The following is a 24,993-nucleotide window of genomic DNA, read 5'->3' as shown; positions in this document are numbered from 1 at the left end:
CGGGACCGTCAGACAGGGCGCTGGCGCAGGACGAGGTCGAGATCGGCGCTGCCGTCGACGACCTCGGCCGCGAGCTCGGTGAGCCGGCGGTGATGGCCCCGCGCGTAGCCGCGCAGGTGGCCGAACGCCTCGTCCATCGACACCCCGCCGTGTTCGGCCAGCACGCCCTTGGCCTGCTCGATCAGCACCCGGCTGTTCAACGCGGTCTGCAGCTGGGCGGAGAGCTGGTCACCATGTTCGATGGTGCGCTGCTGCAGGATCCCGATCGTCGCCACATCGGCCAGGGCCTGCGCCAGAGCGAGGTCGTCGGCTCCCACGCCGCGCGGTTCGGTACCCAGCAGTGTCAGGCCCCCGAGGACCTGTTCCCGCAGCCGCATCGGCAGTGCGTGGGCGGACCGGAACCCGCATTCGCGCGCCGCGGCGGCGAACCGGGGCCAGCGGCGGGCCGAGTCCTGCAGGTCCGGACTCGAAACCGGTGCGCCCGAGCGGACGCAGTCCACGCATGGGCCGTCGTCGGCCTGCACCGCGAACAGCTCGAGCAGCTCCGCCCGGTGCGAGGACGTCGCCGCCACCTCCAGCCGATCGTGCGCGCCGCGGAGGATCACCCCCGCCGCGGCGACGTCGACCAGGTCGACGACCTGCCCGGTGAGCATCCCGAGGAAGTCGCCGACGTCGAAATCGGCGACGAGCGTGTCGGCGAGGGCGACGAACGCGCGGGCCAGGTGCCGTTCCCGGCCGCTCACGAGTTGGGCCGCCGTGGTGGAGTTGTCGTCCATGGGTCTGCTCCGTCTCCGGCGAGGTCCAAGTACCGGGGAGTCTCCAGCGTACGCGGGGGGCTGCCGGGCGGAACGCGAACAGCGCGCCGGGCCCGAACCGCGAAACGCTGGAGCTTCGCGCCGGGAGAGCCCAGGCCACGCGCTCACGACGACCGTCGCCGACAGCCGACCAGGTGCTGCGCTCCGCGCAGGTCAGCGCGCACAGGAGCCCAGCGCGCAGAGCCCATCGTGGACCACTCCGGAGATGGCGACCGGACCGCTGTTCCCGCGCCCCACGGCGGTGTCGGTCCCGGTGACCGGCAGACCCTGCGACTGACTGTGGATCACCGGGTTGTCCCTCCTGCTCGCCGCGGACCGGCTGGCGGAGCGTCGACCCGCGTGATCGTGGTCGCCTCCTCGCGAAGCACCCGCCGCCCGTTGCAGGTGACCCGGGCCGACCGCCTGCTCACCGTCCGCGGCTGGCTGGCCGACGCGCTCGTCGAAGTCGATCCCGCGCCGCCGGTGCGGGTGTCCACTGTCGTGATCGACGGGGTGAGCCTGATCGTGCGCCGCCGGGGACACCCGGGATCTGACGGACTCAGCCGACGGTGAGGGCGTTGAAAACAGTGTCCACAAGAGAACGAGTGTCCACAAGAGAACGGACGTGCGGCCCGTCGATCGTCTCCGGTCTCATCGGCAGACGACCGGGGCATCAGCAGAGCCGAGAACGTAATAGGCAAACGTGTTATGATTATGTCCCCGGCTCCGGTGGCCGGGCCACCACAGCCGGGGTCGGCAGCCGATGGCCGTGGTGGACAGCGACTTCCTGTCCGAATGAGGTGCCCATGCGTGCCATGCAGTTCGACCGCTTCGGTGACTACGACGTGTTGAAACCGGTCGACGTCCCCACTCCCGAGCCCGGCCCCGGGCAGGCGCTCGTCCGGATCACGTACGCGGGGGTGAACCCGCTCGACGACACGGTGCGGCGAGGGAAACTGCCGGCGGCTGCGGTGAAAGCGTTGCCGCTGCGGCCCGGCTGTTTCGGGGTCGGTGTGCTGGAGGAGCCCGGCGGTGCGGCATGGCCGGCGGGGACCCGGGTGGTGCTCAGCGGTGGCCGCTACGGCGTCGGCGCGGACGGGTCTTGGGCCGAGTACGTCGCCGTGGCCCCGGAGCACCTCGTGCCGGTGCCGGATCAGGTCGACGATGTCGCCGCGGCCGCTCTGACCGCCGGCGCCGGTCACCTCACCGCGTACCTCGCGTTGACCGAACTCGCGAACTTCCGGCCCGGGCAGACCGTGCTCGCTCCTGGTGTAGGTGGTGCGGTCGGGCAGGGTGGCGTCGACGTCGCCCGCGTGCTCGGCGCGGGAAAGGCGATCACCACCGCCACCAGCTCCGCCAAGGCGGCGCGCGGGCGGGAAGCCGGGTTCGAGGTGATCGACCTGTCGACGGAGTCGCTGCGAGACGGCGTCCAGCGCATCACCGAAGGCCAAGGCGTGGACGTGGTGCTCGACGGCGTGGCCGGGCCGGTGACCGGTGAGGCCCTCTCCGCGCTCGCGGTGGATGGCACCTTGATCAGCATCGGCTACGCCGCCGGAACCCGCGCCACGATCGACGTCACCGACCTCATCTGGAAGAACGCGCACGTGCACGGCTTCCGGTTCGCCCTGTTCAGCCCGGCACAGGTCAACACCGCGAACTCGCGCTTGCTCGACCTGGTCGCCGCCAAGGAGATCGCACCCGTCGTCGACGAGATCTTCCCCTTGGCGCAGGCGGCGCAGGCGCAGCGTCACCTGATGGAAGGGAATCCTTTCGGCCGGGTGCTGATCTCGATCTGACGCGACTACTCGCGGGCACGCGGCGCCCCGACGACCGTCGGGGCGCCGCCTTGGTGCAAGGGCCCGCGTGGTGATCAGGAGAAGTAGGCGTCGAATTGCTTGACGTCACCGAGGTTCGCGTCGACGGCGGACACTTTGCCGTCGCCGCTGATCGTCAGCACATTGACGATGTCCTGGTCGAGGGTTTTGCCGTTGTGGTTTCCGGTGTCGTGGAGTTCGACCGCGACGGTGTCGGTGCCGAAGGCGAGTTCGTGCACCGAGATGGTCAGGCTGTACCTGGCGAAGGTGTCCGCCAGTTTCAGCACGGCGCGCCGGCCGACGGACCGCCCGGCAACGACGCTGTCTCCGGGGATCGTCCAGGTCATGTCAGCAGTGGTGATGCCGATGATGCCCTGGTGGTCGTCGTGGGTGATCGCCGTCGCGAACCTGCCGACGATCTGCTGCCGCTGCTGGTCGGTAAGTGGAGGAACGCTTGCCTGACCGGCGGAGGGGAGGAGGGTCGCGGCGAGTGCGCAGATGCCGATCGGTGCGGTCGCGAAGCTGAATTTCATCGAAGTCCTCAGGTCGTCGCTCAAGGGTTCGACATGATCGTAATAGTTTTGATTATTTCTTATGCACTGTCGGCTCTTACGAAATCGTGACGGCAAACCGCCTGCCACCTCACGCCGGCGCGGGCAACTTCCCGAGGATGGCCTCCACCCGGCGCGCCAGGTCGAGAAGCCGGCTGTCCTGGCCGTGTGCGCCGTCGATCTCGAGTCCGGTGGGCAGGCCGTTGCCGGCCAGGCCCATGGGGATGCTGATGCCCGGTAGACCTGCGCCGCTGGTGGGAACGGTGTTCTTCGCGAGGATCAGTTCGCCGACCTCCGCACCCGCGATCGTGAACGACCGGTGGTCGATCAACGGTGCGGTGCAGGGCGTTGTCGGAAAGAGCAGGGCATCGAACCCGCGATGGGTGAACACCTCGCCGAGGCGGCGCTGAAGTTCCGGACGGTCGACGGACAGCGTCGTCTCATAGGCCTCCCGGGAAAGGTGGCCTGGCCCGCTCGGCAGCACGAGCTGGCTCCACGTTTCCTTGAGCTGAGGCTTGAGCTCGCGGTGAATTTCATCGAACGACACCGGGAAGTCGTTCTGGTGGAGGAATTCCGAAACCGCTTGCCGCGTCTCGCGGAAGAAGAGGTTCCACGTCAGCCGATCCGCCAACGCGGAAAAGTCCTCGCCGAGGTCGATTTCGGCAACCTCGGCGCCGGCGTCTCGCAGGCGCTGGAGTGTGAGGGTGAACTGTGCTTCGACCGCAGGGTCGATCAAACTCAGGTACTGCCGGGGCGCGTAGGCGAATCTCGCCCCTTTCAGATCGGTACGATCAGCCGGGGGAGCGGCCGCGTTCCCCGTGACGATTCGGTCGATCAGTGCGCAGTCTTCGACGTTGCGCGCAAGGACACCTGGCGTGTCGAGAGTGGGCGAAATCGGCGCGATACCGCGACCCGGCCATCGGCCCGTGGTCGGCTTGAAGCCCACCACGCCGGACAGCGCGGCGGGCACCCTGATGGAGCCGACCGTGTCGCCGCCCAGTGCCGCGGGGACGATCCGAGCGGCGACCGACGCACCGGCGCCACTCGAAGAGCCTCCTGGCACGTGGTCGCGCCCGTAGGGGTTCTTCACCTGCCCGAACCGCTTGTTGTCTCCGGTCAGGCCGAAGGACATTTCGACGAGGTTGTTCTTGCCGAAGACGATGCCGCCGGCGTTCTTGAGAGCGGCGACGACATCCGCGTCTTCGGCCGGGGTGTGGGTCTCCAGCGTCTTCACGCCGAGTGTGGTGCGAAGACCACGGGTCGTGTAGCTGTCCTTCACCCCGAGCGGGACGCCGAGGAGGGGAGCGCTCGCACCCGCGGCGCGCGCCTTGTCCGCGTCTTCGGCCGCGGCCAGCACGGCGGATTCATCGACCGTGATGAAGGAATGGAGATCGGCGTATCGTCGAGCGTTCCGCAGCAATGCGGTCGCGTATGACTCGGCGGTGAGGTCGCCGTCGCGGATCGCCGCGGCCGCTGCCGCCACCCCGAGTTCGGCCGGTACTTGATCGTCTCGCATGAGTTCGTTCTCCTGCACTCGAAATTCGTCAGTCGGATGTGGGGAGGGCGGCCGGAACATCCAGAACTCGCAGGAGATCGGCGACCTTGCGGTCCAGTTCCCGTCCGACGGAAGCGATTTCCGGGACGTCGAAGCTGGCGAACCGGGTGCTGGGCTGGTCGACCGAGAACCGCGTGACGCCGTGCCGATCTCGGTGGATCGTCGTTCGCAAGGGGGCGTAGAGCATCACCGCCGGGTCGTGCCGGTACATGCGCTCGGCGATCGTGTGGTTGCCCATCAGGTAGGTGACACAGGCCCCGGGATTGCCGGCGAGCTGCATGAGCTCACCGACATCGGTGCCCCAGAACCGCATGAACCCGTGCGGTGCGTTCTCCGCGGCAGCGGCGAGCACGGTGTCCCAGCTCGCGTGCCCGGCGCGCAGCTGCGCCATCCGATCCAGGTCCAGCGCGGGCACAGCGGCTTCGTACCGATCCCGGAAGTCCTCAAAGGATGTTCCGGTGTCGATCGACCACCGGACGACCTCGTGGCGAACCGAACTGAAGTTCTGACTGGACATGGGATTTTCGTTCCTCTCTTGGCTGCGGGCGAAGAAGCGCGGACGCAGGTCGCGACCGTGCGCGGCCCGACGGTGCGGGACGCCAACCCGAAGTAAAGCGATCGCTGTACTTGAAGCTAGCAGGCGGCCGACGAGATGTAAAACGATCGCTATACTTTCGGCATGGGAACGAGTGAGGTGACGGTCGCCGCCCCCGCGGGCGGGCGTGGGGCGCGTCAGCGCATCCTGCGTGCCGCGGCCGAGCTGTTCGCGAGCGATGGCATACACGCCACCGGCATCGCGAAGCTGACCGACGTGGCGCACGTGTCCACGCGGACGCTCTATCAGCACTTTCCGAGCAAGGAAGCGCTGGTGAGCGCGTATGTGCAGTGGATCGAGTCAGACGAGGAGCTCCTCGCCGAGTCCGCGCTGGACCGCAGCGACCTCAGCGCGCGCGAGCGGCTCCTGGCGCTGTTCGCCGAACGTCCGGCCGGCCCGGCTTCGGCAACGGTGGTGCGCGGTTGTCCGCTGCACAACACCGCCGTCGAAGCCGCCGGGACGATGCCCGAAGCCGCGGCGGTGGTCGAGCGTCACAAGAGGGACCTCGCCGCACGTCTGATCAAGACCGCCGCCGAGGCGGGCGCGCGCGAGCCCGAAGTGCTGGGCCGGCGGCTCGCCGTGCTGTTCGAGGGCGCTCGCGCGCTCTCGACCTCGCTCAACGACGCCCGCCCGTTCGAAGACGCCCAGGAACTCGCCCAGGCGCTCATCGACGCGGCGGCCGGACCGGCCTGAGCTCGGTTCGACTGAGCCGGCCGGCTTCTCACCGCAGGACGGCGTCGGCCGATTTCCGGCGTTTACCGGACGGGCCGGGGCGTGTCCGTGTCGAGCCGGCCGTCGGGCCGCAGCAGCCAGCCCGCACGTTTGCGCGTGCGCAGGGTCACCGAGCTGTCGATGAGCGCCCCGGGCGGCAACAGGTCCTCGAGCACACCCTGCAGCTGCATCAGGTCGGTGAGCCCCGCCGTCCAGGCGAAGACGGCGAAGTTCGCGGGCCCGGTCATCGACATGCACATCCGCACACGCGGCTCGGCTCGCATCCTGGCGACCACGGACAGCAGCAGCGGCTTCGGCACGCGGCACCACCAGATGACGCTCACCGGCCACCGGGTGTGCAGCTGGGACAGTTCGCACCGCATCGCCAGCGCCCCCGCCTTGAGCAGGCGCCCCAGCTGCCGCCGCACCGTCGACGCCGGGCGGCCGACCTGGTCGGCGATGTCGATCGCCGTCGCCCTGCCGTCTTTGCTCAGCGCCGACATCAGCGGGGCGTAGGTGGGCGCGGTGATGTCGACGGGCACTCCTCGTTGGCTGGGGGTGGCGGCCTTGGCGGCCTTCTCGATGGCCGCCTGCTCGCCGGCGTCGAGCGCGTCGAGCCGCCACTGCCTGCCTTCGATGTGCATCTCGGTGCCGAGGTGCGTCCTCGTCGACATCACGCCCGGGATCCGCGACAGCTCGTCCAGGATCAACGAGGACAGTTTCTCGAATGTGGGCGCCGCGACGATCGTCATCAGGTCGCGGCCGCGGGCCGCGTACTCGATGGCGCGCACGTGGACCAGCCCCTCGAGCGTTCTGACCACGTCGTCGAGCCGGCCGGGGGCGCAGTCGAACTCGACGATGGCCAGCTGCCGGTTGCGCGCGGCCACCCCGCCGAGCGGATAGGCGTAAACCCACGCGAGCTCGTTGTCGCGCAGCCGGATCCACCGGCTCGCGAGCGCCGGTGCCGACGCGCCGAGGACGGGCGAGAGGGAACTCCAGCTGGCTCGTGGCCACAGTTGCAACGCGTGGATGAGTGCGAGGTCGTCTTCGGACAATTGCTCGTGCATGGCGGCGCTCCAGGAGCACAGGGTGCGCGGGAAACACCCACAGTGGGCGAATGCTACCTGTTTCTGCGGCAGGAAGCGCACTTCAGTGATCGCACTCTGCCATGAATCAGGCCTACGTGCGCGGCAGCCGAATCGACGTTCTCGGCGTGGTGTTTGCGCAGCTGGGCGGGTTTCAGCCGCGCTGGATGGCCGAGCGGAAGCCGCCCTGAAGTGATCACCAAACGTTCGATCGAAGATCAAAATGAGTGTTTCTGTGCCAAAAGGTGGAACAAGTGAGCACTTCGTCGGCTTCGTCCCCTCGCCCGGATGTCGTCGATACGCTCCGGACATGTCCGAACCGTTGTCACCAGCCGATCTGTCCGCGAACTTCGCGGGACTCGACCTCTCGAAGCCCGTGTTTCCCTCGACCTCGTCGACGGACCCGTTCTTCACGTATGCGAGACCGGAGACGCACGGCGTTCACGTGAGCAAGGTCCAGGTGGAGATGCGGGACGGCGTGCTCCTGGCCGGCGAGCTCCACCGCCCCGCGAACGCGGACGGTACCCCGGCGCCCGGGCGGTTTCCGGGCATCGTCTACGAGTTCAACGGGTACAACGCGGTGTCGTTCATGGCCGCCGGTGCCCGCGGGTTCGTGACCCGTGGGTACGTGGCGCTGGTGTGCAGCGTGCGAGGCAGCGGTGACTCACCGGGTGAGATCGACCCGTTCGGCCCCCAAGAACAGCGTGACAACGTCGACCTGATCGAGTGGCTCGGGACGCAGCCGTTCTCGACGGGCAAGGTCGGCCAGATGGGCGTCAGCTACGGCGGCCACACCACCATGCTGGCCGCCGTGCACCAGCCGGAGCACCTCACCGCGGTGATCGCGGCCCAGGCGCTGAGCGACTGGTACGAGGACACGATCTACCTCGGCGGCGGGATCTACAACAACCGGATCCGCGGCTGGCAGCGGGACACGGCCCCGGCGACCCTCAAGACTTACCCCCAGCACCCGCTCTACGACGGCTACTGGCGCGACCGCAGCGTGCGGGTGCGCTGGGACCGCCTGGATGTACCGGTTCTCGACGTCGGCGGCTGGCTCGACCAGTACCGCAACGCCATGGTGAAGAACTTCCGTGCCCGCCCCGAGAACGTCTGGATGGTCGCGGGCCCGTGGAGCCACGGCATGCTCCCCGGCCAGTTCGAGGACATCGCGACCGCGGGCTACCTGGCGTGGTGGGACCACTGGCTGTCCGACGAGGTCCCCGGCCTCCTGCCCGAAACCAAGGTCACCTCCTACGAGATGCCCGACGCGGGATGGAAGCAGTACTCGGCCTGGCCGCCGGCCGAGTCGCGGGAGGACCAGCTGGCCTTCGCGTCCGGCGGCAAGCTCGTGGCCGGTCCGGCCGAGAAAGCCACCGAGGCGTTCGACGTGGAGACCGGTGCGGTGCTCGCCGAGACGGACGCTCTGCCGGCGGATCTGGTGGTGGCCGGTACCCCGTTCGTCGATCTGCGAGTCTCCTTCACCGCGGACGACGGGTACGTCGCCGTGATCCTGGAGGACCTCGGCGCCGACGACGAGGTCTCCAGGGTCACCCACGGGTTCCTGCGCGCCAGCCACCGTGAGGGCAATGAGGCGCGGGTGCCGGTGGAACCGGGAACGCCCTACGACCTGCGCGTACCCCTGTGGGCGGCGCACCACCGCTTCAAGGCGGGGCACCGGCTGCGGATCCGCGTCGCCAGCCGTGACGAGGGCGTGATCGACTCGGACGCGCCCGCCGGAACCGTGACCGTCCACTATGGCCCATCCACTTTCACCTATCAGGTGATCGGATGACCGGATCGATCCTCGCCGGAAAGGCGGCGATCGTCACCGGCGCGGGCCAGGGCATCGGTGCCGGCATCGCCCGCGCCTTGGCCCGCGAGGGCGCTTCCGTGGCGGTGGTCGACCGCGACGGAGCCCGGGCGGCAGCGACCGCGAAGGAGATCGACGGCCTGGCGATCACCTGCGACGTCCGCGATGTCGACCAGGTGGACTCGGCCGTCGCCGCGGTGGTGCGGCGGTTCGGGTCCGTCGACGTGCTCGTCAACAACGCGATGGCCCAGAAGCCCGGAATTCCCCTCCACGAGCTGGACCCCGCGGATTTCGAGCTGCCGTTCCGCGTCGGTCCCTACGGCAGCTTCCTGTTCATGCGCGCGTGTTTTCCCCACCTGTGCATCAACGGCGGGCGCGTCGTCAACATGAGGTCCGGATCCGAAGTGGACGGACTGGCCGGGTACGGCGCGTATGTCAGTGCCAAGGGCGGCATCGCGGGGCTGACCCGGGTCGCCGCCCGCGAATGGGGCCGCTACGGCATCACCGTCAACGCCTTGGCCCCGTTCGTCCTCAGCGAGCAGGCCGAGCAGTACTTCGCCGCCAAACCGGACGAACTCGCGGGCCTGCTGGCCAAGACGTCCATTCCCCGAACCGGGGACGCCGAGGCCGACGTCGGGCGTGTCGTGGTGTTCCTCGCCGGACCCGACGCCGGCTACCTCACCGGATGCACGATTCCCGTCGACGGTGGCGGCAACTTCTTCAGCTGACCGACTCCGACCCAAGGGAAGGCTTTTCACACAGGACAAGGTCGCGCTCATCACGGAGCCGGCGGCGGGATCGGCGCGGCGTGCGCCGCGGAGTTCGCTCGTCGCGGCGCGGCCGTGGTACTCGCCGACATCAACGGCGAAGCCGCCGAGACCCAGGCCGCCGAAATCGTCCGCGGTGGCGGGCGTGCGGTCGGCATCGAAACCGACGTCGCCGACGAGAAGGCGGTGCAGGCGATGATCGCCGAAGCGGTCGACCGCTTCGGCCGTCTCGACATCCTGCACAACAACGCGGCAGCGACCTTCGCCTCGCAGCAGGACGACGATCTGACCACCATGGACGCCGACCTGTGGCACCGGCCGCTGGCGGTCAACCTGCGGTGACCCATGCTGGGATGCAAGTACGCGGTCCCCGTCATGATCGAGGCCGGCGGCGGGGTGATCGTCAACACCTCCTCCGGATCCGGCGTGATCGGTGAACCGACGCGATTCGCCTACGGCGCCTCGAAAGCGGGGCTCAACTCCTTGACGCGCTCGGTCGCGGCCCGCTACGGCAAGCAGAACATCCGGTGCGTGGCAGTCATGCCCGGAATCACGTTGAGCGAGCAGGGGCCGGCAGCGCTGAGCGGTACGCACTGGCTCACCATGATGGCCCGCCACCACACCACCCCGAGGCTCGGGCACTTCGACGACATCGCCAAGTTCGTCGCCTTCGTCGCTTCCGACGACGCCGGGTTCATCAGTGGCAGCGTGCACGCCGTCGACGGCGGCGTCCTCAGCGTCGCACCGTATGCCGCCGACATGCGCGAGTTCGGTACCCAACCCTTCTGAGGATCCTGTGCCGGGCGGCCGAGTGCCGGCTCGTCCGCCCGGCACCGCTCGGTTCGGCTGTCCGGCACAACTGACGGGTGTTTCGCATGGCGATGAAGGCGTGCTACGGTAGGTAGAGTTACTAGTTAGTCTACTTGAGGAGACCTGAGATGCCCTCGTCAAAGCCGGTGGTCTTCGTCCACGGACTGTGGATCCACGCCGACGCCTGGGAGAGCTGGGCGGAGCTCTACCGTGCGGCCGGCTACGAGCCGATCGCCCCCGGATGGCCGGGCGACTCCCGCACTGTGGCGATGACGAGGCAGAACCCGGCCGCACTCGCCAATCGCGGGATCGGGGAAATCACCGAGAGCCATCTCAAGGTGATCGCTGGCCTCGACGCCAAGCCGATCGTCGTCGGCCACTCCTTCGGCGGCCTGATCGCCCAGAAGATCCTTGCGAGCGGGCACGCGGCAGCCGCTGTCGCGGTGGATCCCGGCCAGATCAAGGGCGTCAAGCCACTGCCGTTCGCGCAGATCCGCTCCGCTTTCCCGGTCCTGTCGAAGCCCGGCAACAAGAAGCGGGCCGTCGCCCTCACCGAGAAGCAGTTCCGGTACGCCTTCGGCAACGCCATCCCGAAGGAGGAGTCCGACGCGCTGTTCGCGCGCTGGGCGATCCCGGGGCCGGGCAGGCCGCTGTTCGAGGCGAGCGCCGCGAACTTCAGCAAGAACTCCCCGGCGGCGGTGGACACCGGGAAGAGCGACCGCGGACCGCTGCTGGTGATCGGCGGCGGCAAGGACCACACCGTTCCCGAGGTCGTCGCGAAGGCCGCCTACAAGCTCTACGCCCACTCGAGTGCGATCACGGACTACCAGTCGTTTCCCGACCGGGGCCACTCACTGGTCTTCGACCACGGCTGGCGTGAAGTCGCCGACTTCACCCTCGCGTGGCTGCGGCGTCAAGGCCTCTGACCGACTCGCGTACCGCTCCGCACCGCGCCACCCGCCAAGGAAGGAAACACCATGAAGTCCACCATCACGTCCCGCAGAATCGGCCGCCGGCTGACCCTGTTGGGCGCCGCCGTCGCGCTCGCCGCCACCGTCGCCCCCGCCGCGACGGCCGCTGAGAGCCCGGCCGCGGCTCCGGCGAGCGCAAGCCACAGCAAACCCGCGGTCAAGCCCACCGTCGTGCTCGTGCACGGCGCCTGGGCGGACGGGTCGAGCTGGGGCGACGTCGTCACCCGGCTGCAGCACGACGGGTACACCGTCGCCGTCCCGCCCAACCCGCTGCGCGGAGTCGTCCTCGATTCCTCCTACCTCGCCGACTACCTCAAGACGATCTCCGGACCGATCGTGCTGGTCGGGCACTCGTACGGCGGGTTCGTCATCACCAACGCCGCCACCGGCAACCCCAACGTCAAGGCACTCGTCTACGTCGACGCCTACCTCCCGGCCGAGGGTGACACCCTCAATTCCCTGACTGCCAAGTTCCCCGGCAGCAAGGTCTCGCCGGACGCGCTGAACTTCGTGCCCCTGAGCGATGGCGCCGTCGACGTCTACATCAAGCCGGCGCAGTTCCGCGACATCCTGGCCAACGATCTGCCCGCCCGGCAGGCCGCCGAGCTCGCTGCCACCCAGCGACCGCTCGTCGCGTCCGCGCTCGACGAACGCTCCGGCGCTCCGGCCTGGACCACGATCCCCAGCTGGGACGTCATCGGTCTCGCCGACCACGCTCTGCCCGCCGCCACCCAGCAGTTCATGGCCAAACGCGCCGGATCGACGGTGACCACGATCAACGCGTCCCACCTGTCGATGCTGTCCCACCCGGGCACCGTGGAACACGTCATCGAAGACGCGGCCCGCCACGCGTCCTGAGTCCGCCCTCGGCCGTGCGGGAACCGCTCCTGCACGGCCGAGTCGTCGTCTCCTACCCGTCGGTTCCCGCGCCGGGCGGTTCCGGCACGACCATTTCCAGCAGGGACGAGGACAGGCTCTTGCCGTGGGCGTCGAGATCGGGTGCCCTGGTGACCCCGCTCAACGCGTCTCGCAGGACGAACTTCAGCGCGAAGAGCTGGGGCACCTCGTATCGCTCCACCGTGCCCTGGACGATGTCCGCGAAGTGCTCGCGGACGCGCTCGCCGGTCACGTACCGGCGCAGGTGCTCGTAGTGCTGCGGGCGGTAGGGGATGAGCGTGATGTCCGAGGTCGTCCCCTTGTCACCGGCGCGAGCGTGAGCCAGCTGGTGCAACAGCATTCATACCTCCACAAGGGACACTTCGGGATGGACGACGTGCCTCGGCACGAGCACGGAGGCGATCGCCACGACCGATTCGGTTCTGCGGGTCGCGCCGCCTCCGCCGGCCGGGCCGTTGAGCCACAACGCGCTCACCTCGCGGCCGAGGTACTTGGCCGCGTCCAGTGAGCTGGTCCGGCCGGCGACCCGAATGCGCACCTCGCGCGGATCGCCGGCGTCCGCCCGTTGCCCACGCAGCACGGCGTCGACCCCGATCAGCTCGAATCGCAGGTCCGCGCCGGAAAGACCGGCGATCGCGAGCCGCTCCCGGACGATGTCGAGAGCCAGCCGGCCGCGGGCGACCGCATTCGGCCCGGCATAGGAGATCTGGCCCTCACCGAGGAAACCATCGGAATAGCCGACCGAGACCTTCAACCGGTCCGGGCGCGCACGACCGGTGGCACCGGTGACCTGGACACGGTCCGCGCCGAGCTCGCGGAAGCGGACGCCGGAGAAATCGGCGACGGCATCGGCGGAGACGTAGGCGGCCGGGTCGTGCACCTCGTACAGGAGCTGCTCGGTACAGGTGCGCAGATCGACGAGGCCACCCGAGCCGTCGACCTTGGTGACGACGAACGTGCCGTCGGCATCGGCGACCGCGATGGGGAAACCCAGCCGCGCGACGGCCGGGACATCCTTGAACCCGGGGTCGGCGAAGTAGCCACCGGTGACCTGCGCGGCGCACTCGAGCAGGTGGCCGAGGCAGATCCCCTTGCCGATCCGGTCCCAGTCGTCCAGGTCCCAGCCGAACTCGTGGACCAGCGGCGCGAGGTACAGCGACGGGTCCGCCGTGCGGCCGGTGATGACCACGTCGGCGCCCTCGGCGAGCGCGCGGACGATGCCCTCGCAGCCCAGGTAGGCGTTGGCGGAGACCACCTTTCCCAGCGAGGAGACCGAGCCGGGGCGGTCCAGCAGCGGAAGGTCCTCGGCGGTGACGAGAGACAGGACGTCGTCACCGGTGACCGCGGCGACCCGCAGGCCCGCCAAGCCCTCGTGCCGCGCGATCTCGACCACGACGCGAGCGGCCTCGACGGGATTGGCCGCCCCCATGTTGGTGATGATCTTGGTGCCGTTCGCGACACAGGTCGCGAGAACCGCCCGCATCCGGTCGGGGAGCCATTCGTTGTAGCCGGCGAGCGGGTCGCGCGACCGCTCCAGCTGGGCCAGGGCGATCGTGCGTTCCGCGAGGCACTCGAAGACCAGGTAGTCCAGCTCTCCCCGCTCGGCGAGCTCGACGGCCGGCTCGATCCGGTCGTCGGCGAACCCGGCACCCGAGCCGATCCTGACCGTGCGCCTGGGCTCCATCCTGGATACCTCCTGTACGGGATTCCAACGAGGGATGATCGGCAACACGATACGGCTCGGGCAGGCCGCGGTCCGGTGGATCGTCTGGTGGGCCGTCCGCAGGTCTTCGTTCGTGTCGGTGCCGAGGGGGTTTCCCGTGTTGGGGTTGGGTTCCCATTCGGGGTAGCTGCTGGAAGAGACGTAGACGCCGATGCGGTGGCCCGGCGGGATCACGATGCTGGTCGCGGCGAGGTCGAGGGAGAACCGGTAGACCGCGCCGGGCTCCAGCGGCGTCGCCGGGAGGTGGTGGCGCGCCCGCACCGCGCCCTCGCACAGGTTGATGGCGCGACCGTCGGGATGCACGTCGACGAGGACGGCGGTGAAATCGGTGTCCGGGGCGTCCGTGGAGGCCCACAGGTCCATCGTCACCGGGCCGGTGAGCTCGAGTTCCTCCGGCAGCTCGGCCGACAGGTAGGTCAGCACATCGCCGCGGGCGAGGTTGGGCCGTTGATCGGCCGGGCCGGCGACCTCGCCGCCGCTGCCGAGCAACCGCCCTCCGATGGTCGGGACGGGATCCCGGGGGTCGTAAGTGAAGCTGTCCGCGCCGGTGTCGGTGGTCGGGCGCCGCGGGTCGAGCAGCGCGCCCTCGTGGAGGTAGAACGGCGTGAACTCGGTGCGGGCCAAGGGCCATTCGGACTCGTCGCGCCACTGGTTGCGCCCCATGACGAACAACCGGACCGGTGCCGTCGGGTCGGGTTCGCCGTCGAAGTGGCGGCGGAACCACTCGGCGCGATGAGCGGTGATGTCGATGGCGGCTTCGGCGCCGAAGTCGACTTCACCGACGACCGTCGCGGTCGGGTGCCAGTGGTCCCACGGGCCGATGACCAGCCGCTGAGCGTCACGCGCGGCGGCGGTGGGCGCCTGCCGGCGCATGCCGGTGTAGTGCCGGAGAGCGGCGCCGAGGTGGATGTCGTACCAGCTGCCCGTGTGGAGCGCGGGCAGGTCGATTTCGCTGTAGTGCGTGGTCGGGTTGTGCCGAAGCCACGTGGAATCGCCGCGTGACTCGTGGTCGAAGGCTTCCTCGAGCCAGCCCGCCCGGTCGTGCCAGAGCGCGTTGTCCCGAAACGGCCGGGTCCGGAAGACCTCGTCCAATGCGGCGGCGGCCGCCGCGCGGGCCCGGCGCTGCTGCTCGGGATCGCCACTGGCGATCGCGCTGTGCAGGCCGAGGGTGACGCCGCGAAGATGCTTCAGCCGCGCGTCGTCGATTCCCCATTCCTCGGCCATTTCCGAGATGACGTGCGCAGTCCACCCGACCCGCAGGGCGAGCCGGAAGGTGCCGCCCGAGTCGAACGTGCCTTCCCAGTAGTCGGCGGCGCACGCTTCGGGCGCGATGACTTCGAGGTGCGGCGGCTTCGTCTGGGCGGCCAGCCACTGGGTCGACCCGCCGTAGGACTGGCCGAACATGCCGACCCGTCCGTCGGACCACGGCTGGGCGGCGGCCCATTCCACGGTGTCGTAGCCGTCTTCGACGTCGGAATGGACGTAGGACCAGGTGCCACCGGAGCCGAAGCGGCCGCGGCAATGCTGGACGAGCACCGCGAAACCCGCCGCGGCCAGCCGTTGCGGATTCAGTGACACCATCACCATCGACGGGCTGTACGGCGTCCGGGAAATCAGCACCGGATGACGTTCCGGTCCCGCCGGGCGCCACAAGTCGGCACGGAGCAGCACGCCGTCTCGCATGGGTGTCCGGATGTCGCGTTCGGAGATCACCGTCGGCGGTGCGGTCGCGGTCACGAGCTGGTTGCTCCTTCGGGTTTGACGTCGATGTGCGGGATGGCCGAGCGCGTCGGCCGTCGCTGCTCCTCGACGTCGTCGCGTGCGAAAAGCGTAGAACCGGAGCCCGTGGGACTCGGCTGATTCCGCCGAAGTGCTCATCGATCCCCGGGCTCGCCGAGCAAACGACCAGAACGGTGCGCCGACAGCGATGAACGATCACCGTCCCGTCGTCCGCAACCTCGCGCAGTCGTTTCGAATCCGTCCTGGGTGGACGGACGAGGAAAGGAACACCGGCGCGCCGCGACCAAGCGCGATGTGAGCCGCGTGGCCGCCGAGCGATCGTCGACCCGGTTCTGCGACCGCTTCGGCGAGCGTTTCCGAAGAACGATCAGCGAACCAGGTCCCTCGACCTACCTTCGGTGGACGCCGCGGCACGCGTCGGTCCCGTTCCCCGAACGACGCCGCAGCCGCTGCGCTCTCCCCTCCACGCGGACCACGATCGGAGCTCCCGTGAACGAAATCACGACGGCAGCGTCGCCGTCGACGACCGCTTCCCCGCCACGCGGCTCAGTCCGGCGCGCGGTGGGAATGCTGGTGGTCGTCGAGATGGTGAGCGGCCTCATCCAGGGCATGACCCCGTCACTGATCCCGCAGATCGGCAAGCAGTTCGGCATCGTGGCGGCCGACCTCAGCTGGATCGCGTCGATCCAGCTGCTCGCCGCGTCGATCTCGGTGCCGATCGTGAGCCGGCTCGGCGACCTCTACGGACATCGCCGGCTGATGAGGTTCTCGCTGATCTCCGTGCTGACCGGGGCGGTGCTGTTCGCCTACGGTCCCTCGTTCCCGGTGATGCTGCTGGGGCAGGTGTTCCTCGGCCCCGTCGCCGCCCTGCTGCCACTGCAGCTCGGGATCGTGCGCAGCCGGTTGGACAGCACCAGGGCCCGCAGTGCCATCGGCTTCCTCGCCGCCGCGGCCATGATCGGCGGCACCGCCGGCTTCGAGGTGGGCGGGATCGTGCAGGCGACGACCAACGACGTGCGCGCCACACTCACCGTCCCGGTTCTGCTCGCTGTTCTCGGCCTCGTGATCGTGTTCTTCTTCGTGCCGGAGAGCGCCGTCCGGGCGCGTGGCAACGTGGACTGGGCCGGTGTGCTGGCCATCAGCGTCGGACTGGGCTCACTGCTGTGGGTTCTCGGCGGAGCGAGTGGCCGTCCGCTCGCGATGACCCTCGGGCTGCTCGCCGGATCCCTCGCGGTCCTGGCCCTGTGGGTGGTGATCGAGCTGAAAAGTGATCACCCGCTCGTCGACGTGCGCGCGTTGGTCCGCCCGCAGCTCCTCCGCTGGTACCTCGCGGCGATCACCCTCGGCCTCGCTCTGATCGGCTCGCAGACGGTCGGCTTGACGTTCCTGTCCGCGGATCCCGCGAAGGTCGGCTACGGGCTGAAACTTCCGCCCCTCGTCCTCGCCCAGGTGCTGTTGGTCGCCGGTCTGGCCGGGGGGATCGGCGCGTTGCTGATGTCCCGGTTGAGCCGCGCCATCGGTGGCACCCGCACGGCGATCGCCGGCATCGTCATCGACGTCGTGGTGCAGGTCGTCTTCATCGCGCAGCACGAGTCGGCGGTGCTTTTCGTGATCATGACTCCGCTCTCGACGCTGGGCACGTCGCTGGCGTTCGCCGCGCTCCCGGCGATGATCGCCGAGCACAGCCCCGCCGACGAGATCGCGGTGGCCACCGGCATGTACAACACGACGCGAGCCATCGGCGGCAGCCTGGGGGGCGCCGTCTTCGCCCTCGTCCTGTCCAGCATGACCCTGCCCGGCACGAGGATCGCCAGCGAAGGCGCCTACGTTGTCGCCTGGACGATCTGCGCGGCCGCGGGCGTCGTCACGATCGGTTTCCTCGCCCTCGTCGGCCGCAGGCGCCGCCGGGAATAACCGGCCGCCGGCTTCGGCGAGGGCGCGGCCGGATCCGGCCGAGTAGACTGACTGGTGGCTCTACCAGGGTCTGGCGCGTCTTCGCCGGCCGGCGCGCCGGAGCCGGAGACGATCGGAGGGTGGCATGACGGAACAGCGGTCCGAGGCGGCGGGCAAGCTGTCGATGCGGGAGCGGATCCTCGAGGCCGCGACGGAGCTGTTCTACGGGCAGGGGATCCGAGCGGTGAGCGCGGAGAAGATCATCGCCAAGGTCGGCATCACCAAGGTCACCTTCTACCGGCACTTCCGCACCAAGGACGACCTGATCGTCGCTTATCTCGAACGCCGCGCGAAGTGGGAGCGCGACGCGGTCGAGGGCGCGCGACGGGCCGCCGAGGGCAACGTTCCCGAGGTTTTCCGGATGGTCGCCGAGGCGATCGGCGCGGAGAGCTGCTCACCGGGCTTTCGCGGGTGCCCGTTCATCAACGCCGCGGCCGAATACGCCGACGCCGACCACCCGGTGCGGCAGACGGTGGACGCCCATCGGAAGTGGTTCAAGCACACCATCGAGGAGATGCTCGGCGAGATCGGTGTCGCCGACGTGTCCACCGCCGCCGATCAGCTGGTGATCCTTCGGGACGGCGCGATGGTCGGTGGTTATCTCGGTGACCCGCAGACCATCGCGCGGTCCCTCTACGACGCCGGCCGGGCGGTGATCAAGCACCAGCTGTCCGGTCGTGGACAAGGCTGATCCGCGTCGAGAGGCCGTTTTGCCGTTTGGGGAAGGGCTGCTGCCGGGTACCAGGGCCCGAGTACCGAGGAACGGGGCAGCCATCGTGGATCCACTGCGTGACGACCGCTCGACGAAGCCGCGGTTCAGACTGGATGACCGGCCGGAGGGGAGCGGACCGGTCTTCGGTGATCGCTACGAGGTCGGCGGCCTCCTCGGCGTCGGCGCGACGGCCCGGGTCTACCGGGGCTACGACCGGCGCCTCGGCCGCGAGGTCGCCATCAAGGTCTTCAACCGCGACGCGGTCGCCGAGGAGCAGCGCCGGCGGCTGCGGGAGGTCGGGATCCACGCCGGCGTGGACCACCCGGGGGTCGTCGCGCTGCTCGACAGCGGGTCCGAAGAGGGCCGGATGTACCTGGTCACGGAGTTCGTGGCGGGGGAGAACCTCGCGCAGCGGCTGCTCGGCGGGCCCTTGGGCGCCGAGGAGGTGGCCGCGATGGCGATCCGGCTGGCCGACGCGCTGGTGCACCTCCATGGCGCGGGGGTGACCCATCGCGACCTCAAACCGGCGAACATCCTGCTCGGCGAACGCGGGCCGCTCATCGCCGACTTCGGCATCGCCCACGCGCTCGACGTGACCCGCGTCACCGCGACCGGCACCGTGGTCGGCACCGCCGCCTACATGGCACCCGAGCAGGTGGTGGGCGACCCGGTCGGGCCGGCCGCGGACGTGTACGCGCTGGGCCTGATCCTCCTCGAATGCCTCACCGGCAAGCTCGAGTACCCCGGCACCATGGTCGAGGCCGCCGTGGCGCGGCTGACCCGCCGGCCCCGCATTCCGGCCGGGCTGCCGGCCGGCTTGTCGGACCTGCTCGACCGCATGACCGCCCGCGAACCGGGCGCCCGCCCCACCGCGGCGGCCGTCCACGCGGCCCTGACGCGCCCGGCGAATCCGGCGGCCGGGACGGGCGGTACTGGCGCGCCGCCGATCCGGCCGGTCTTCGCCGTAGCGACCGCCGGGCAGACCCTGCCGGGCGGGCCGGTTCACCCCGCGCCCGCTCCACCTCGCCACCGGCAGCGACGACGCGTGGCCGCGGTGGCGGCTCTCGTCGCCGGCGCCGCCGCCATCGCGGTGCCCCTCCACTTCAGCGCCCCCCAGCAAACGGCGACGCCGCCGCCCGCCTCCGGCGCCCAGGCACCGTCTCCCACCCCGGTCAGCGTGCCCCACTCGGCCGCGGCCACCTTGCGGGCGGCCGCCCAGCCCGTCACACCGGTCGCTCACAACGCACCGGCCGCCCCGCCGCCGATCCGGCAGCCGGACCTGGGGCCGAAGAAGGAAAAGCACCACCCGAACGAGCCGGGTGGACCGCCCAAATCACCCGGACACCGGTAACGCGCGAGGGAAGATTCCTTCCACAGATACCAATCCCCAGGCCGGAATTCGTCCGAACCTGGGGAGTGAGGGTGCGCCACCGGGGACTGTTCGCGGCCTGACGTCTCGCTTCGTCACGGACGTGGGCTCGCGCAGCCGGCACGCCCGCGGGCAGCGTCTCAGAAATCCGTGAAAGTCACCGCTGGCCGGCCACACGGTCCGCGATGATGTCCGCGACACGAGCCGGCGCCGACAGAAAGGCCGAATGTGCCGTGGGCAGCTCGACGACCGTCGTGGGGTTCGCGGGGAACGCCGTGTCCGCCTGGGCGATGAAGAGCCGCTGGAGGCCGGCCGGAATGGTGCGGTCCTCCGTGCACACCACGTAAGTACGGGGAATCGATCCCCAGCCCTGTTCGGTCAGCGTGGTGCTCTCGGCCACCATCGCCAGCGGTGCGTCGCAGCTGAGCAGGGCGGTCGCGGCCGCCGCGCGCGCAGGGTCGACGTCGCCGTAGAAGGCTTCCCGGATGGCCGCCTGAGTGTCGGGATCCGGGCTGCGGTGGTCGATCCGCAGCGCGCCGATGGCCGCCGGGTCGCCGACCAGCAACTGCATGAACCGGTTGTCACGGCCCTCGGGCAGTGACGGGTAGTCGAGGCAGGGCGTGTTCGACGCCGGCATGTACGCGGCCATGTACACCATGTGCGCGACGAGCCCGGGCTGCCGTTCCGCCGCCCTGCTCAGCACGGCACCCCCCATGCTGTGCGCCACCACGCTGACCGGTTTTCCCTTGCCGACGCTCTCCAGTTGCGCCGCCAGAAGGTCGGCGGCGGCGTCCAGCCCGACTCCCGCGACCGGCGACGGCTCCGTGGCGTAGGCGGCCGAGTCGAACGGACGTCGGCCGGCGGACGCCGGAGACGCAGCGTGGAGACCGTGCGCCGCCATGTCGACCGCGACCGCGGTGCGGCCCCGCGCCGCCAGTTCGGCGATCACCTCCGTCCAAGCCCACGCTCCGTGGTAGAAGCCGTGCAGCAGAACGACCGGCTCGTTCGACATGAATCCTCACTCTCGACGCGGGGGTGACGCGGACATTCCGCCGGACGGTACCGAATCCGCGACCTTCGGGGTCACCGTCATCCGACTGCCGCCCCCGCCCGCGGCTCCTGTCCAAGGTCCACTGTCCACTCGCGACCCCTGCTGACTCCTGCCGGAGGCGGCGGCCGGACTGCCCTTCACCACTCCCGACCGCCGCAGGCGGGCTTGCCCCGCAGGTCGAACGGACCGGGCAGCTGCGGCGCGGTGGTGGGCCGGCGTTCCGCCTTGCCCGGTTTAAGTCAACTGACTGTGCGGATGGCCGCGGCTCCGGTCGACTGCGGCCGGCCGCGAAGACCGGCGGATGCGGAACGGGCACGGCGCGGGAGTGAGTCGGGCACGCGCCGCCACGCGCGGCCGAGCTGCGCAAACACCGGAACCCGTCGAACGACTGTCCGACGCGACGCGGCAGCGCCGAATCCCGGTGGCCATCCGACGGAAGCGGACGGGCAGAGCCGCGCGGGATCCTGGGAGCCCGCCGCGGGGCGCGCGCTCGACCCGCACCGAGGCGGCTTTCGGGGAGCGCCGGTCAGGCCTGCTCCAGCCAACAGAGCGTCCTATTCCCAAGGAAGGTCCGCATGAATGATTTCTCCGCCGACGAGGCCGACACGATCGTGCTCGTTCACGGCCTCTGGGTGAATCCGCGTAGCTGGGAGGGGTGGAAACACCACTACGAGGGTCGGGGATACCGGGTGCTCACCCCGGCCTGGCCGGGCCTCGACCGCGAGGTGGAGGAACTTCGGCGTGACCCCGCGGGGATCGCGGGAGTCGGCCTTCGCGAGGTGGTCGACCACTACGCGAACATCATCCGCGCGCTGGATCGACCGCCGATCATCATGGGCCACTCGTTCGGCGGCACCATCGTCCAGATGCTGCTCGACCGCGGGCTGGGCAGCGTCGGCGTCGCCATCGACTCGGCGGCCGTCAAGGGGGTCCTTCCGCTGCCGCTGTCGACCCTCAAGTCGACCTTCCCGGTCCTCGGGAACCCGGCCAACAAGAACAAAGCGGTCTCGCTGACGCCGGAGCAGTTCCACTACGCCGTCACCAACACGCTCACCGAGAGCGAGTCCGCCGCGCGCTACGAGCGGTATGCCGTCCCCGGCTCGGCCCGCGTGCTCTTCCAGGGGGCGTTCGGCAACTTCAACCCGCGAGCCGCGACCCGGGTCGATTTCCGCAAGCGCCAGGCCCCGCTCCTGTTCATCGCGGGCGGGTCCGACCACCTTGTGCCGCCCAAGGTCAACAAGGCCAACTGGCGGCTCGCCAGCAAGTCCGCGGCCGTCACCGAGTACCAGGAATTCCCGGGGCGCTCGCACTTCATCATCGGCCAGGACGGCTGGCAGGAAGTCGCCGAGTACGCGCTGAACTGGGCCGAGGAACACGCCGCCGCTCGTGTCTGAGCGTCGACGCCTCCGGACCCACCACCACGAACCCCCGCGAGCAGACATGTCCGCGGACAGCAATGACAACCTTTTCGAACAAGGAGAAACCGTGCGTAAACGTCGTGTTTTCCGCTCCGCCGTCCTCGGCGCGACCGGGATCGCTCTCGTCGCCGGCGTGACCACGCTGGCCTCGGCCGCACCGGCCCCCCAGGCCGCGCCTGTCGCGCTCTCGCACCCGGTCACGGCTCCGAAGCCGACGATCGTCCTCGTCAACGGAGCCTGGTCGAGCTCGGAGAGCTGGGACGAGGTGACCAGGTCGCTGCAGGCGGCCGGCTACCCGGTTGTCGCCCCGCCGACGGCCCTGCGCAGCCTCTCCGGCGATTCCGCCTTGCTGGCTTCCTACCTCCAGACCATCCAGGGCCCGATCGTCCTGGTCGGACAGTCCTACGGCGGAGCCGTCATCACCAGCGCCGCCACGGACAACCCCAACGTCAAGGCCCTGGTCTACGTCTCGGCCTTCGAGCCGGACACGGGTGAAAACATCACCGCCCTGGCCGGGCAATTCCCGGGCAGCCACCTCAGCACCGATCCCACCGCGGTGCCTCCCACCGCGCTCAGCGCCGTCCCCGTCCCCTACACCAACCCCAACGGCGATCCCGAGATCGAGCTGTTCGCCAAGGCGGCCCAGTACCGGGACCTGTTCTTCAGCAACCAAGTCTCCGCGGCCACCGCCGCGGTAAGCGCCGCCACGCAGAACCCCGTCGCCGGGACCGCCCTGGGCGAGAACCTCGAAGGCCAGCCGGGCTGGAAGACGATCCCCTCGTGGACCCTCGTCTCCAACGCCGACCACCTGATTCCCCCGGCCGCCGAGCGCTTCATGGCCACCCGCGCGCACTCCCACATCGTCGAGGCCAACACCCCCCACGCCGCACAGGTGACCAACCCGGGGATCGTCGTCAACCTCATCGAGCGGGCCGTCGCAGGCACCCGCTGACGTGAACCTGGACGACACCGCCGGCCAACCCGGCGGTGTCGTCCGGTATCGGCGAGTTATTCCGGCGTTCGTTCGGAAGAATCGGAACCGGTCCCGCCGCGCCACGCCCGCGGTGAACTGCCGTAGGCGCGGGAGAAGGCCCGGCTGAAGGCGGCTTCGGAGGTGTAGCCCACGCGAGCCGCGATCCGGCCGACCGGGACGGCCGTGCCGCGCAGCAGGTGCGCCGCGTGGCCCAGCCGGCACCGCAACACGTACGAACCGGGCGTTTCCCCGACCGACTCGGCGAACCGTGTCGCGAACGCCGAACGCGACAGCGACGTGAGCCGCGCCAGCTCCTCGACGGGCCAGTCGCGACCGGGGTCTCGGTGGATCGCGGTGAGGACCGGTGCGAGCACCGGGTCCAGCGCTGCCGTCAGCCAGCCGGCGTGGCGCGCGTCGCCGGATGAAGCCCACGACCGCAGCGACCAGATGAAGAGCAGATCGAGCGCTCGGGACACCATCACACGGGCGCCGGGTGCCGGGTGCGTCACCTCGGACATGAGCAGCTCCTTGATCGGCGGGAGCCACGCCGCGGATCCCGGGCCGCCGCGGATCACGATCGCCGGCGGCAGCACGCCGAGCAGCGGCGCGGCGACCACCGTCTCGACGAGGAACTCCCCGGTCACCCAGCTCGCGTGCGGCGTCGCCCTGACGAGGTGGGCATCACCCCGCACGAGCAGCACCAGGTCCCCTGCGCCCAGTTCCACGCTGTTTTCGCCCGCGACCTCGACGCTGAGCCCGCCCTCCTCGACGATGTGCAACAACCTGGCCCCGGCCGGGTGCCGCTCACGCGGGCTCGACCGGCGGCGCACATAGCCGCCCTGCAGGTGAATCGCCTGCAGCACGTCCGAGAGCGCATCGTGCTCGCCGTAAGCCGGCGGCTGTGGAGAATCGGCAAAGTCTTCCGGATCTTGAGCCATGTTTTTGTTCGAACCTCCATCTAGGCTGCGACGCTGAATGGGCGAGTGGTTCCGCACGAGCGGCCCCAGCGCTGCCGACAGAGGAGCCAGGATCATATGACATCGGATCATTTCACGCGATCCAATCCATCCTTGGACGGTCCGGCTGCGGATGATACGGTCGCGCAGTGTCCCCGAAGAGCGACCGCCGTGGCGCGTTGCCGCCACCCGACGCCGCTTCGGCGAGCGGTGACCTGACCTGGCTGGCTCATCGGGCCGCGGCAGCGCTCGGCGACGCGTTCAACGAGGTCTCGCGAGATGCGGGGTTGAACGATCTGCGCGACTGGCTCGTTCTCGAACTGATCAGCAGGGGCCCGGAGCGGACGCAGTTGGAGATCGCCACGGAGCTCGGTGTCGACAAGACCACGCTGGTGTCGATTCTCGACCGGATGGAGCGCGACGGGCTCGCCGTCCGCGAACTCTCCGCCCGTGACCGGCGCGTGCGCATTCCCCGGGCAACCGCGAAAGGCATCGAGGTGAAGGAACAGGTCGCCATCGCTCGCGATACGGCGATCATGCATCGTCTGTCCTCGATTCCCACCCGTGACCACGCGAAATTTCACGCGATGCTGTGGAGCATCGTCCAAAATTATTGAACGCGCGAACGTGGAACGAGTGCTTCAGCGCCAGGTCTGCACGATAGCCGACGTCAGCGCTTCGCGTGGCCAGGGTGAAGGATTCGTACGTTGACAGGCAGAAGTGAACACCGGCGAA

22 protein-coding genes and 1 pseudogene are annotated in these 24,993 nt (G+C 69.6%); 14 read left to right on the top strand and 9 right to left on the bottom strand.

Going from position 1 to position 24,993, the window contains the following annotated elements; genetic code table 11:
• Positions 1 to 8: 8 nt before the first annotated feature.
• Positions 9 to 776 carry a GAF and ANTAR domain-containing protein gene (locus AB0K15_RS43225; protein ID WP_364065483.1) on the bottom strand — a complete coding sequence of 256 codons (768 nt, stop codon included), beginning with the start codon at positions 774 to 776 and terminating at the stop codon, positions 9 to 11.
• A gap of 378 nt (positions 777 to 1,154) precedes the next feature.
• On the opposite strand from AB0K15_RS43225, the gene AB0K15_RS43220 reads away from it, so the two are divergent.
• Positions 1,155 to 1,367 carry a hypothetical protein gene (locus tag AB0K15_RS43220; protein ID WP_364065480.1) on the top strand — a complete coding sequence of 71 codons (213 nt, stop codon included), beginning with the start codon at positions 1,155 to 1,157 and terminating at the stop codon, positions 1,365 to 1,367.
• A 233-nt stretch (positions 1,368 to 1,600) separates the two neighbouring features.
• On the top strand, positions 1,601 to 2,590 hold the full coding sequence (locus AB0K15_RS43215; protein ID WP_364065477.1) for a zinc-binding alcohol dehydrogenase family protein: 990 nt from the start codon (positions 1,601 to 1,603) through the stop codon (positions 2,588 to 2,590).
• A gap of 74 nt (positions 2,591 to 2,664) precedes the next feature.
• Here the strand turns inward: AB0K15_RS43215 and AB0K15_RS43210 are convergent, their stop codons facing one another.
• From AB0K15_RS43210 to AB0K15_RS43200, 3 genes are all read right to left on the bottom strand, one after another.
• Positions 2,665 to 3,165, bottom strand: coding sequence for a nuclear transport factor 2 family protein (locus AB0K15_RS43210; RefSeq protein ID WP_364065473.1), 501 nt, complete (start codon positions 3,163 to 3,165; stop codon positions 2,665 to 2,667).
• An 85-nt stretch (positions 3,166 to 3,250) separates the two neighbouring features.
• Positions 3,251 to 4,693 carry an amidase family protein gene (locus tag AB0K15_RS43205; RefSeq protein ID WP_364065469.1) on the bottom strand — a complete coding sequence of 481 codons (1,443 nt, stop codon included), beginning with the start codon at positions 4,691 to 4,693 and terminating at the stop codon, positions 3,251 to 3,253.
• A gap of 10 nt (positions 4,694 to 4,703) precedes the next feature.
• A complete protein-coding gene (locus AB0K15_RS43200; protein WP_364065465.1) occupies positions 4,704 to 5,231 on the bottom strand; it encodes a DUF302 domain-containing protein in 528 nt (175 codons plus the stop codon).
• A gap of 162 nt (positions 5,232 to 5,393) precedes the next feature.
• On the opposite strand from AB0K15_RS43200, the gene AB0K15_RS43195 reads away from it, so the two are divergent.
• Positions 5,394 to 6,002 carry a TetR/AcrR family transcriptional regulator gene (locus AB0K15_RS43195; RefSeq protein WP_364065462.1) on the top strand — a complete coding sequence of 203 codons (609 nt, stop codon included), beginning with the start codon at positions 5,394 to 5,396 and terminating at the stop codon, positions 6,000 to 6,002.
• A 62-nt stretch (positions 6,003 to 6,064) separates the two neighbouring features.
• Here the strand turns inward: AB0K15_RS43195 and AB0K15_RS43190 are convergent, their stop codons facing one another.
• Entirely contained in the window at positions 6,065 to 7,087 is a 1,023-nt protein-coding gene (locus tag AB0K15_RS43190) for an Lrp/AsnC family transcriptional regulator (protein WP_364065459.1), read from the bottom strand.
• Between the two features lie 328 nt (positions 7,088 to 7,415).
• Here AB0K15_RS43190 and AB0K15_RS43185 point away from each other — a divergent pair, with 328 nt between their 5' ends.
• The 5 genes and pseudogenes from AB0K15_RS43185 (at position 7,416) to AB0K15_RS43165 (ending at position 12,324) form a co-directional block, all read left to right on the top strand.
• Positions 7,416 to 8,900, top strand: a complete 1,485-nt coding sequence (locus AB0K15_RS43185; protein ID WP_364065456.1) for a CocE/NonD family hydrolase — start codon at positions 7,416 to 7,418, stop codon at positions 8,898 to 8,900.
• Positions 8,897 to 9,646: an SDR family oxidoreductase gene (locus AB0K15_RS43180; RefSeq protein ID WP_364065453.1), complete on the top strand. Its 750-nt coding sequence runs from the start codon at positions 8,897 to 8,899 to the stop codon at positions 9,644 to 9,646. The genes AB0K15_RS43185 and AB0K15_RS43180 overlap by 4 nt, the downstream gene beginning before the upstream one ends.
• Before the next feature lie 66 nt (positions 9,647 to 9,712).
• Positions 9,713 to 10,474, top strand: a pseudogene (locus AB0K15_RS43175) (SDR family oxidoreductase); the annotation flags it as partial.
• 149 nt (positions 10,475 to 10,623) lie between these two features.
• Positions 10,624 to 11,421 carry an alpha/beta fold hydrolase gene (locus AB0K15_RS43170; protein ID WP_364065450.1) on the top strand — a complete coding sequence of 266 codons (798 nt, stop codon included), beginning with the start codon at positions 10,624 to 10,626 and terminating at the stop codon, positions 11,419 to 11,421.
• Positions 11,422 to 11,472: 51 nt separating this feature from the next.
• Positions 11,473 to 12,324, top strand: a complete 852-nt coding sequence (locus AB0K15_RS43165; protein ID WP_364065447.1) for an alpha/beta hydrolase — start codon at positions 11,473 to 11,475, stop codon at positions 12,322 to 12,324.
• A gap of 52 nt (positions 12,325 to 12,376) precedes the next feature.
• Here AB0K15_RS43165 and AB0K15_RS43160 read toward each other — a convergent pair whose 3' ends face one another.
• A complete protein-coding gene (locus tag AB0K15_RS43160) occupies positions 12,377 to 12,703 on the bottom strand; it encodes a hypothetical protein (protein WP_364065443.1) in 327 nt (108 codons plus the stop codon).
• On the bottom strand, positions 12,704 to 15,823 hold the full coding sequence (locus AB0K15_RS43155; protein ID WP_364065438.1) for a CocE/NonD family hydrolase: 3,120 nt from the start codon (positions 15,821 to 15,823) through the stop codon (positions 12,704 to 12,706).
• A gap of 492 nt (positions 15,824 to 16,315) precedes the next feature.
• Here AB0K15_RS43155 and AB0K15_RS43150 point away from each other — a divergent pair, with 492 nt between their 5' ends.
• The 3 genes from AB0K15_RS43150 (at position 16,316) to AB0K15_RS43140 (ending at position 19,842) form a co-directional block, all read left to right on the top strand.
• On the top strand, positions 16,316 to 17,740 hold the full coding sequence (locus tag AB0K15_RS43150) for an MFS transporter (RefSeq protein ID WP_364065434.1): 1,425 nt from the start codon (positions 16,316 to 16,318) through the stop codon (positions 17,738 to 17,740).
• A 124-nt stretch (positions 17,741 to 17,864) separates the two neighbouring features.
• Positions 17,865 to 18,470 carry a TetR/AcrR family transcriptional regulator gene (locus AB0K15_RS43145; protein WP_364065429.1) on the top strand — a complete coding sequence of 202 codons (606 nt, stop codon included), beginning with the start codon at positions 17,865 to 17,867 and terminating at the stop codon, positions 18,468 to 18,470.
• A gap of 85 nt (positions 18,471 to 18,555) precedes the next feature.
• Positions 18,556 to 19,842, top strand: coding sequence for a protein kinase (locus tag AB0K15_RS43140; RefSeq protein ID WP_364065423.1), 1,287 nt, complete (start codon positions 18,556 to 18,558; stop codon positions 19,840 to 19,842).
• Positions 19,843 to 20,017: 175 nt separating this feature from the next.
• Here the strand turns inward: AB0K15_RS43140 and AB0K15_RS43135 are convergent, their stop codons facing one another.
• On the bottom strand, positions 20,018 to 20,872 hold the full coding sequence (locus tag AB0K15_RS43135) for an alpha/beta fold hydrolase (RefSeq protein ID WP_364065419.1): 855 nt from the start codon (positions 20,870 to 20,872) through the stop codon (positions 20,018 to 20,020).
• A gap of 614 nt (positions 20,873 to 21,486) precedes the next feature.
• Here AB0K15_RS43135 and AB0K15_RS43130 point away from each other — a divergent pair.
• Positions 21,487 to 22,305 carry an alpha/beta hydrolase gene (locus AB0K15_RS43130; protein WP_364065416.1) on the top strand — a complete coding sequence of 273 codons (819 nt, stop codon included), beginning with the start codon at positions 21,487 to 21,489 and terminating at the stop codon, positions 22,303 to 22,305.
• A 91-nt stretch (positions 22,306 to 22,396) separates the two neighbouring features.
• Positions 22,397 to 23,281, top strand: a complete 885-nt coding sequence (locus AB0K15_RS43125) for an alpha/beta hydrolase (RefSeq protein WP_364065413.1) — start codon at positions 22,397 to 22,399, stop codon at positions 23,279 to 23,281.
• Between the two features lie 56 nt (positions 23,282 to 23,337).
• Here AB0K15_RS43125 and AB0K15_RS43120 read toward each other — a convergent pair whose 3' ends face one another.
• Complete coding sequence (locus tag AB0K15_RS43120) at positions 23,338 to 24,240, bottom strand: AraC family transcriptional regulator (protein WP_364065410.1); 903 nt, start codon at positions 24,238 to 24,240, stop codon at positions 23,338 to 23,340.
• Between the two features lie 167 nt (positions 24,241 to 24,407).
• Between AB0K15_RS43120 and AB0K15_RS43115 the strand changes: the two genes are divergently transcribed.
• The gene (locus AB0K15_RS43115) at positions 24,408 to 24,875 is read left to right on the top strand and encodes a MarR family transcriptional regulator (RefSeq protein ID WP_364065406.1); all 468 of its coding nucleotides are present in this window, start codon (positions 24,408 to 24,410) and stop codon (positions 24,873 to 24,875) included.
• Positions 24,876 to 24,993 lie beyond the last annotated feature (118 nt).

The organism is Amycolatopsis sp. NPDC049253 (genome assembly GCF_040678995.1).
Taxonomy (GTDB): domain Bacteria; phylum Actinomycetota; class Actinomycetes; order Mycobacteriales; family Pseudonocardiaceae; genus Amycolatopsis.
Note: the sequence above shows the minus strand (reverse complement) of the source record. Positions and strands in the feature narration are given on the sequence as shown.